General features: G+C 67.1%; 6 protein-coding genes and 1 pseudogene. 2 read left to right on the forward strand and 5 right to left on the reverse strand.

Going from position 1 to position 9,576, the window contains the following annotated elements; translation table 11 throughout:
* On the forward strand, window positions 1-1,566 hold a 1,566-nt coding region (locus ABZ194_RS29635), incomplete at its 5' end, for an IS1634 family transposase (RefSeq protein ID WP_355600318.1).
* A gap of 598 nt (window positions 1,567-2,164) precedes the next feature.
* Here the strand turns inward: ABZ194_RS29635 and ABZ194_RS29640 are convergent.
* The 3 genes from ABZ194_RS29640 to ABZ194_RS29650 form a co-directional block, all read right to left on the reverse strand.
* Entirely contained in the window at window positions 2,165-2,845 is a 681-nt protein-coding gene (locus ABZ194_RS29640) for a hypothetical protein (RefSeq protein ID WP_355600319.1), read from the reverse strand.
* Window positions 2,846-2,999: 154 nt separating this feature from the next.
* Window positions 3,000-3,158, reverse strand: coding sequence for a hypothetical protein (locus ABZ194_RS29645; RefSeq protein WP_355600323.1), 159 nt, complete (start codon window positions 3,156-3,158; stop codon window positions 3,000-3,002).
* Window positions 3,088-3,648: a tyrosine-type recombinase/integrase gene (locus ABZ194_RS29650; protein ID WP_355600320.1), complete on the reverse strand. Its 561-nt coding sequence runs from the start codon at window positions 3,646-3,648 to the stop codon at window positions 3,088-3,090. Before ABZ194_RS29650 ends, ABZ194_RS29645 begins: the two co-directional genes overlap by 71 nt.
* A 370-nt stretch (window positions 3,649-4,018) precedes the next feature.
* Here ABZ194_RS29650 and ABZ194_RS29655 point away from each other — a divergent pair, with 370 nt between their 5' ends.
* Window positions 4,019-7,174, forward strand: a complete 3,156-nt coding sequence (locus ABZ194_RS29655) for an AAA domain-containing protein (protein ID WP_355600321.1) — start codon at window positions 4,019-4,021, stop codon at window positions 7,172-7,174.
* A gap of 407 nt (window positions 7,175-7,581) precedes the next feature.
* Here ABZ194_RS29655 and ABZ194_RS29660 read toward each other — a convergent pair.
* Window positions 7,582-7,833: pseudogene (locus tag ABZ194_RS29660) on the reverse strand (transposase); the annotation flags it as partial.
* Window positions 7,834-8,165: 332 nt separating this feature from the next.
* Window positions 8,166-9,392 carry an ISL3 family transposase gene (locus ABZ194_RS29665; RefSeq protein ID WP_355600322.1) on the reverse strand — a complete coding sequence of 409 codons (1,227 nt, stop codon included), beginning with the start codon at window positions 9,390-9,392 and terminating at the stop codon, window positions 8,166-8,168.
* Between the last annotated feature and the right edge of the window lie 184 nt (window positions 9,393-9,576).

Below are 9,576 nucleotides of genomic sequence, written 5' to 3' on the forward strand. Positions count from 1 at the left end.
CTGGTCGCGTCTCTATCCCGGCTGCTGGAACCCGGGGACGCGCCGGCCGCGACAGCGCCGGCGGACCTGGAGTACGCGGCGTCGGTTCCGTTCGGTGGCACCTACGTCCTCGATCACCTGTGGCGCAGATTCCGGATCGACGAGATCGTCCGCCGGGTCGGGCAGCCGAAACGAGGCCGCCGCCGGGACATGACCACCACCGAGCGGGTGCTGTTCGCCCTGGTCGCCAACCGGGCGCTGGCCCCGTCCTCCAAGCTGGCCGCCGCGGACTGGATCACCCATGACGTGCACATCGATGGCTTGGCCGGCACCGACGATGACGCCTGCTACCGGGCGATGGACTGGCTGCACGAGGTGAAAGACAACCTGGAGAAGCAGGTGTTCGACGAGGTCGCGAACCTGCTCAACCTGGAGGTCGATCTCCTGTTCTTCGACACCACCAGCACCTACTTCGAGCTGGAGGAGGCCGACGAGCCGGTCGCCCGCGACGACCATGGCCTGCCACAGGGCGATGGCCAGGCCGATGACCGGGAGCGGGACGACACACGGGATGTGGGGTTTCGGACCTGGGGCAAGTCCAAGGACTCACGCGATGACCTGCCGCAGATCGTGATCGGAATGGCCGTCACCCGCGACGGGATCCCGGTCCGGTACTGGTCCTGGCCCGGTAACACCGGCGACCAGAAACTGATCCGCCAGGTCAAGGACGACATGCGCGACTGGACCCTGTCCAAGATCGTGTGGGTGACCGACCGCGGGTTCTCCTCAGATCGCAACCGCCGCTACCTGCGGCAAGGCGAGAACGCCTACATCATCGGCGAGAAACTCCGCTCCGGATCAGCCGAGGTCAAAGCTGCCCTGTCCCGCCAAGGCCGCTACACCGAGATCACCGAGAACATGCGGGTCAAGGAGGTCCGGGTCAGCGACACCGAACGGTTCGTGATCTGCCGCAACCCCGAAGCCGCGACGCGCGACCAGCACACCCGCGATCAGCTCGTCGCCCAGCTCACCGACCTGATCGAGGGCACCGACACCCTTTCGGAGTTCAAGCGGGGCGAACTGCGCGGGAAGATCGCGACCAAGCCCGGCCTGAACCGCTACCTGCGCACCACCCCGGCCGGCAAGCTCCGCATCGACACCAGCAAGATCAAGGCCGAAGAGAACCTGGACGGCAAGTACCTGCTGCGCTGCTCGGACCCGCACCTTTCCGCCGCCGACATCGCCGTGGGCTACAAGCAACTCCTGGAAGTCGAGCGCGGCTGGCGCGACATGAAACAGATCATCGACCTGCGGCCCGTCTACCACCGGCTCGAAGAACGCATCCGCGCCCACGTCATCTTGTGCTGGCTCGCCCTGCTGCTCATCCGGATCGTCGAGACGACCACCGGCACCACCTGGCAGCACACCCGCCGCGAGCTCGACCGCCTCCACCTGGGCGCCTTCACCGGCCCCACCGGAACCTTCCGCCAGGTCACCGCCCTGACCAAGCCCCAACGCGACCTGCTGGCCAAGCTCGACGTCCCCGCTCCCAAGCAGATCATCGACCTCCAGCCCGCACCCCGCTGACCAGCACCAACACCACCGCCTAGAGAAACGCCCTCCAGGCGGCCGAACCCATATCCACCCAGGTCAAACCCCGGATTCGTATCTCCAGCCCGCCGAATTACGCGGAACGCGGGTCTTAGGAGCGTCCGAGCGCGCTCCTGAAGCGGGCTGTTCTTCCCGGTCGGCGCCGGTTCGTGTGGCGCGTTCGGGTGAGGTCTGCAAGCGGTCCACGGTCGGCGGTAGCGTCCGCACGTCGGCTGATACCGGCCACCTGACAGTAAGATCAAGGAGCTTTTCGCGTGCAGCCCACGCGCAGCCGTGCGCGTCCAACTGCGCGACAACGCCGGAGAACTCTCCCGGACGTTCCCGGACACTCGCGGACGCTATGTTCCTGGTCGACGGGCAGTTTCCTCAAGGTCCAGAGCGATTACGTTTCCCTCGTAATGAAGGGGTCTGGGGTTCGATTCCCCAAGGCGGCTCCAGGTCAGAGGCCCTCACCGGACACCGGTGGGGGCCTTTTGCTAACACCCTTGCTAACAGCGCCGCAGATCCGGCGACTTCACCTACGGCAGGGCGAGTGTTCGGGAATGGCCAGTCTTCAACACGGAGACTACGGCGTTCATGAACACGGCCTGCCCGTGATGGTGTTCCGCTCGCACAGTGAGCACCGAACCTCCCTCGGCTGCAGCGGCTCGGTCACCTCGTTGAGCAACGATTCCTTGATCCGGTTTAGGGGCATGGCGTCTCGGCTGAAGCAACGGGCCACCCAGATGTCATGATCCTTTGTCCACCAGTTGTCGAGACAAAGGTGCACAGCGGACGCTCCGTCGAACCACCACAGGTCCACCGGCCCAGAGGCCTCATCGACCCATGGCGGAAGGTCCGCGCCCACCAGAGCCGGGATCATTCCCCGCGGGATGGCCAGTTCCAGCGTCAGGTGTGGCCAGTGGCGGACAGTCAGGAGCAGCGCGTGCGCCTCAAGCCGCTGGTCGACGCTTCGGTTGAGGATCCTGAGCGGCTTGTCGGCGAGGGTCATCCCGGCACGGCCGTCCAGGAGGACCTCCACCCTCCACGTCCAGTCGCCGTCCACGATTCCGTAAAACGCCCACTCCTGGGCCGTCCAGTAGACCCTCGTATCGCCGTCCAGCCCGTAGTCCATTCCGCTGGGGCCCAAAGCCGGGCACCACAGTCCGCCATATCGCTGCTCGAAGGCGATCATCGCCTCAACGGCTTCAGCGGGAGCCTCGGTCTCGATCCCATCATGATCAACGGCACGGGCAGTCCGTTCGATCCACTCCACGGGCGTTGGCTCATGCCAGCGTGCGTTTTCGTGAAGGAAGGTTTGGAGACGAGGTGATATCGAGCGGTCAATTCGTATGTGCACACCTCAACGTAAGGTCCCTGAGCCTGCACAGGGCAGGATCAGGGACCTTTGTGAGAGCGCGAATCACCTCTTATTTGAGAGCTTTGGCGAAGACATCGGCGGCGGCTGTCTCCGCTGAGCGGATCACGTGGGCATAGACGCGCAGGGTAATCGCGGGGTCAGCGTGGCCGAGCCGAGACGCGACCACGTGGACGGGGAGGCCGGCCAGGAGCAGCGTGGTCGCGTGGATGTGTCGGAGGTCGTGGAGGCGGGCGTAAGGCAGGGGGTTCGGCTGGGCTCTGGTCCTTGTCCTCTGGCTCGTTGTGCGCCTTGATCAGCTTGCCCGGTAGAGCTGTCATGGTGGTCGGGTAGATCGGGCCGCCCCAGGCGGCTGTGAAGACGTGGCCGTTCTCCTCGCCCTTCCAGGCGTCGCCGACCCGGAGTTTCTCGGCTTCCTGCGCTTCCCGGTGTGCCCCGAGGATATTGACCGTCCCCTCGTCGAGGCTGACGACGCGAGTCCGGCCGCTCTTCGTGGTGCCCGCGATGTGCTCACCGTCGACAACGCCCGTCGAGCCCTTGATGGTGATCTGCCTCCCCTCCAGGTCGACGTCAGGCCACCGGAGGTTCAGCGGCTCACCCCGCCGCGCGCCCGTGTAGGCGGCCAGGTGGAAGAAGGCGAACAGCCGATGCGAGCGAGCCAATCCGAGGAAGGTCAGAAGCTGGGCCGGGGTCCAGATCATGCCCGGTTCCTTCCAGTTCTCGCGGGGGCGCTTGGCCTTGTCGACGGATGAACTGCTGAGTGAAGTTCCCCCATCGGATGTCTCGGGCCCTAGCCCCGCGACGGCAGGCGAAGCACCTCGGACGGCCTGGCCGCCTCCGCGGCGAATGCGCCAGTAATGCCGCCATTCACCATTTATCTACCTGATGATCTGATATCCCATTTATGATCATTTCCATATTGTTCAACGGCAGATATGAGTCATATCGGAATTGTGATCCCGGGTTTACCGGACATGCCCGCGCGGCGCGATTAATCTGGTGATCCCTAGCGCCATGCGCGGTCCGGGGAGCCATCCGCCGAGGCTCCCGAGTCGATCTTCCGGGAGCAGCGTGTCCCCTCTCAACGACCAGCGTGCGCGCGTGGTCCGTTACTGGCGTGCCTGCGAGTTCTTCAGCCCGCAGAGCGTGCCCAAACCCAGTCCACGCGACGCGCTGACGCCGGTGTTCGACGTGAGCCCCGGTCGCCCCCTCCCTTGGCAGCGCGGGCACGAGCTGCGGGCCCGGACCATCCGGCCGGGGTTCACTTGGCGGCACACCCTTTATGGGGGCATCTTCAAGCAGGACCGGGTCCGCGCGTTCCTGGAGCACACGTTCGGAGCCGATCCCGAGGGTTTCGACGCGTCGTCGGCCGATTCCAGCGCACTGTTTTCCCTCACCATCCTCGATGAGGGCCGGGCGCTGTTCGGATCGGAGGTGTTCTCCAGTTGCGCGTGGGCGACGGAGCGCACGCTGCACCGGGGGCCGGCGCAGCACGACTGGCTGGACGGGTTCGAGGAGGCGTGCGGCGCGGCGAGCGCGGAGTTGGAGAGTGCCATCCACGCCTACAAGGACGATGCGCGCGCCGCCGAGCTGCTGAAGAGGGGGCATCGCGTCAGCCGTCCGTTGGACTACGGCGATCTGGCGGCGCTGCTCGACCTGGCGTCCGAGCGCATCGGCGCTGAGAAAGTCCTCAGTCCCGAGGGACTGATGGTCAAGAGCGTTCAAGTGTCGAAGAAACGGGAGTTCCTCGTCGACGACGGGGCGGACTTCCTCAACAGCTTCATCATCGGCGATCTCCGCCGAGTCTCGGAGGTCATACGCGGCGGCCGATACGGCGCCGCGCTGGACGCGTACATGCGCACCGCAGAACCCGAGCGGATCGACGTGCGGAAGCGTCCCCAGGTCGTCTTCGATGGCGTGGCGCCGGACCTCGTGCCGCTCGGCCGGTGGCCGCAGGCCAAGGAGGTGCCGCTCGCGCTGAGCCAGCAGTTCGCGGTGAACAGCGTGATGGCCGGCCTCGCCCGCGGCTCGGGAATGTTCGCGGTGAACGGCCCGCCCGGCACGGGGAAGACCACGATGCTCCGCGATCTGATCGCGGCCATCGTCGTCGAGCGCGCGCACAGGCTTTCCCGGCTCGCCGACCCTCGCCAGGCGTTCACCGGCACCCACCAATGGATGACCGGCGACTACACGCGGGTGGTCCGCGCCTGGAGAGAGAACCTCACCGGTTTCGAGATCGTGGTCGCCTCCGCGAACAACGGCGCCGTGCAGAACGTCACCCTGGAGATTCCCGGCCGGGACGCCTTCCTGCCACCTTGGCGCGACGGCACCGACTATTTCGCCGACATCGGCGGCCGGGTGCTCGGCCAGCCGGCCTGGGGCCTCGGCGCCGCGCGCCTCGGGCGTAAGAGCTATCGCCAGGGCTTCATCGACAAGGCCTGGTTCAGCCTGCCCGCCACCCCGCCCGCCACCGAGCCCACCCCCGAGCAACGCGGGCTCATGGACGTGCTGAAGCACTGGGAACGGGAGGCCCTGAAGAACGACACCGACGGGTGGGCCGAGGCCGTCGCACGCTTCACCCGGGCCTACGGCAGAGCGCGCGAGCTCCAGGACGAACGTGCGGGGATCCTGCTCGACCAGCGCGCGATCTCCCGGCTGTCGCGCGAGATCGACGAGGCCAGCCGTGAGCTGCCGGGCTTCGAGAAGGATCTCGCGTTCGACCGGCGGCGGCTCGCCGCCGCTGAGGCCGACTTCATGGCGGCACGACGAGAGATCGATCAGTGGCTGCGTAAGCGGCAGAGGCACCAGACGTTCCAGCCGAGCCTGATCACCGCGATCTTCACCCTGGGCAAGGCGACGCGGGTGTGGCATGAGGAGGACCGGATCCTGGCGCAGGGCATGGACGCGGCGGAGGAGAAGGCCGGTCAGGTGGGCGAGGTGGCCATGGCGATCCAGCGGCAGATCGCCGGTGTCTCCGCCCGCCTGGACGCGGTTCACGCCAGGCTGGCCCGGCTTCGCGATGACGTCGCGGAAAGGCGCCGCCGGCTCGCACCGCTGCTCAGCGCCCTGGGCGGCTTCGTCCCGGACGACGACTGGTGGGCCGACGACTCCGTGCGAGAGTACAGCGCGCCATGGATAGACCCGCAGTGGAACGCCGCCCGCACGGATCTGTTCGCCGAGGCGCTGCGGTTGCACCAGGCGTTCCTGCGCGCCCAGGCCGGGACGATGCGCAGGAACCTGCAAGGCGCGATGGACGTCCTCGCCGGCGCGGTCCCGAAACACGTCAAAGAGGACGCCATCCGGGCCGCGTGGCAGAGTTTCTTCTTCGTCGTCCCGGTGGTCTCGACGACGTTCTCCTCCATCGATCGCATGTTCCCTCAGCTCACCCAGGAGGCCCTGGGGTGGCTGTTCATCGACGAGGCGGGACAGGCGACGCCACAGGCGGCGGCCGGAGCGATCTGGCGTTCCCGCCGGGTCGTCGTGGTGGGCGACCCGCTTCAGCTCGAACCCGTCGTCCCACTGCCCTTCACCGCACTGGAGGCGCTGCGCCGGGCCTTCCAGGTGCCGGAGAGCCGCTGGGTACCCGGCCTTACATCGGTGCAGCAACTGGCCGACCACACCAACGTCTACGGGACGTACGTGCCCACCGACGGGGAGCCCAGCTGGGTCGGAGCCCCCCTTCGCGTGCACCGGCGATGCGACCAGCCGATGTTCGGCATCTCCAACAAGATCGCCTACGACGGTCTCATGGTGTACGGGAAGCGGCCCGGCGAGCCGCTGGAATGGCCCACCAGCGCGTGGATCGACGTGAGCGGCGCCGACGCGGAGGGGCACTGGATCCCCCAGGAGGGCAAGGCGCTGGCCTGGGTGTTGAACGGCCTGGTCAACGTCTACGGCGTGGATCCCGGGCAGATTATGGTGATCGCCCCCTTCCGCGAGGTGGTCCGGGGCGCGGCACGGCACGCGGCCCCCCACCGAAAGGTCCGGGTCGGGACCGTGCACACCGCTCAGGGCAAGGAGGCCGATGTCGTCATCCTGATCCTCGGCGGCGACCCGGGCAGGCCTGGCGCCAAAAACTGGGCGGCGCGACGCCCCAACCTGCTCAATGTGGCGGTCAGCCGTGCCAGGCGGCGGTTGTACGTCATCGGCGACCGCGCCGAGTGGAGCCGGCGGCGCCATTTCGACGTTCTCGCCGCGAACTTGGAGACTCGCCCCTACTCACAATGACCGCATGGCCTCCTGTCGCTCAGGCACCAGCCGCGCCTCGGCCTGTGCCGTCCGGGTAGCGGCGTGGCGGGACGGCGGTGTGTGGCCTGTGACGTTTCGGTAGTGGCCGAGCAGCGGACATCCTGCACGCGTTTCGGTGACCGATTCGGAAGCGGGGGAGACACGAACGTCGATCTTGCTAACGTGGATGCTGACAACAGGCCTGGACGACCGCGGACCGAGGGACCTCATGAAGCCCGCCCGAGCAGGCCCGGAAGGCGGCTGTGGACGGTCCTGGAGGATCGTGTCCTCACTCGTAATGAAGGGGTCTGGGGTTCGATTCCCCAAGGCGGCTCCGCAGGTCAAAGGCCCTACCGGATGTCCGGTAGGGCCTTTGGTGTTGCTGTACTGAGCGAGAAAGCCGAGCGTTACATCGGCTCGGAGATCATGAGCCCGGTCTGGGCGATGAACCCGGTCAGGAGTTCGGGCTGGTACTGCATGTGGTTGAGCCGGTGCTTGATCAGAGCGGTGAGCTCATCGATGCTGCGGACGGTGAAGTTGAGCATGGCGATGCGTAGGTTGGACCAGATGCCCTCGGCCGGGGTGAGGTCCGGCGCGTACGGCGGTAATCGATAGACCACCAACCAGTCGGCCTGGGCGGTGATCCACGTGCGCATCTGGGCGCTGACGTGCTAGGGCAGGCAGTCCCACACCAGCGAGATCGGACCGCCCAGCGGGGCATGAGCCACATGCAGCAAAGCCTTGAAGCCGGCCGCGACGAACCCTTTCCGCTCACCCCGGCGCTGGTGATAGGTGATCGTGCGGTAGTCAGCCGAACGCGACGACCTGGCTGGACGCAGATCAAAGCAGCGATCGAGGCGCGGCCCCGGTCATCATAGGAGACCTCCAGCACCGGAGTCTGGCCTTTGCGGGCCCAGGTCCTTCCTCGGGGCGGTCTCAGGCTCTGGCTCTGGCAAGATTTTCGTGACGAGGTGACGGTGCGTGTTCTTGCTCATCCGAGCAGGAGGCGTCTTCGGAGCAAAGCGAAGCCGGCACGGCCATACATCTGCCGCTTGAGCGTCTTGATCCGGTTCACCTGGCCTTCAGTGGGGCCGGAGCTCCATACCTGGGTCAGGCCTGCGGTGATGGCGTCGCGGTCGTTGTGCAGGTTGCCGGCGAAGGAGCGCAGCACGGGAAGGTCGTCGGCGTGTACGGCGTCGATCCACGCGGCGAGGTTCTCCCCTTCGAGGTTGCAGACCATCTGAGCGAAGGCCCGCACGTGGCGGTGAACGGCATTCAACCGCGGGCAGCGCGCCAGGATGTTCTTGAGCTGGGACTCCTCGTCGGTGTGCAGGTGATCGGGGTGCCGCATGATCCAGTGGGCCACCCGATGAGGTTTGGGCGTCGGCGGCGGTGCCGGAACGGGGCCGGCGACCGCCCGCAGGGGCCGCAGGTATCTACGGACGGCCTGCGGCGTGCGGCCGGGGTAACCTCGGGCGCGGATTTCACGAAACAGGCGGGCGGCGTCGGTGCAGCCGTCGTTCCAGCGCTGGATCAGGTACGGCTTGTAGTCATCCAGCCGGGTGGTGCGGATGGCGCGGTCGGTGAGGCCGTGCAGTTTCTCGCACCGGGCATGGCGGCCCGCGGTGTGCCGGGCCAGGCCCAGCTCCCGCCCGATCGCGCTGATCGTCCAGCCTCGGGCGAACAGCCGCTGGACCGCCAGGTAGCGCTCACGGGTGCGGGTGACGCCCCATTTCTCGCCGCCGGTATCCGGATTGAGCTCAGCGGACGGAGCAGCGGCCGCTCGCGCGGATGCCTGCGGATCGGCGTCTCGCAGGCAGGGACGGTGCGCGATCACCGTGCGCTCGACGGCGGTGGCGAGGTTGTTCCACAGATGCCACCGATCAGCGACCTGCATCGCCTCAGGTGCCCCGGCGCGATCCCGGCAGATCACCTCGGCCCCCGGATGATCGGTCAGCCACGTGGCCAGCGTGCCGGCCTCCCGGTCGGGCAGCAGATCGATCGGCCGGTGGGACTCACCATCGATCAGCACGGTGCCGTAGATCCTGCCCCGTTTGGTCGCGAAGTCGTCCACTCCCAGGACGCGGGGCGCGGTCACATCCGGTTCTGGTAGCGCCATGATCAGGTTCAGCAGCGTGACGCGGCTGACCGCGATGTGCAACACGGTGGCCAGCCGGGCCCCGGCGCGGCCGGCCAATGCCAGGGCGATCACCCGCAACAGATCCTGAAGCCCAGGAGGGGGGCTCCCCCCTGAACGTGGACACCGATCTCAGGCGGCAGTCTTCAGGCTATCCGCCGTCTTGTCGACGACGAGTTCGGTGCGCATGTGGTCGGCGATCGACCAGCCCACCAGACGACGCGAGTACAGATCCACGACCGTGGCCAGGTAGAGGAACGTGCCG

It is taken from the genome of Streptosporangium sp. NPDC006007 (assembly GCF_040614315.1).
In the GTDB taxonomy this organism is placed as follows: domain Bacteria; phylum Actinomycetota; class Actinomycetes; order Streptosporangiales; family Streptosporangiaceae; genus Streptosporangium.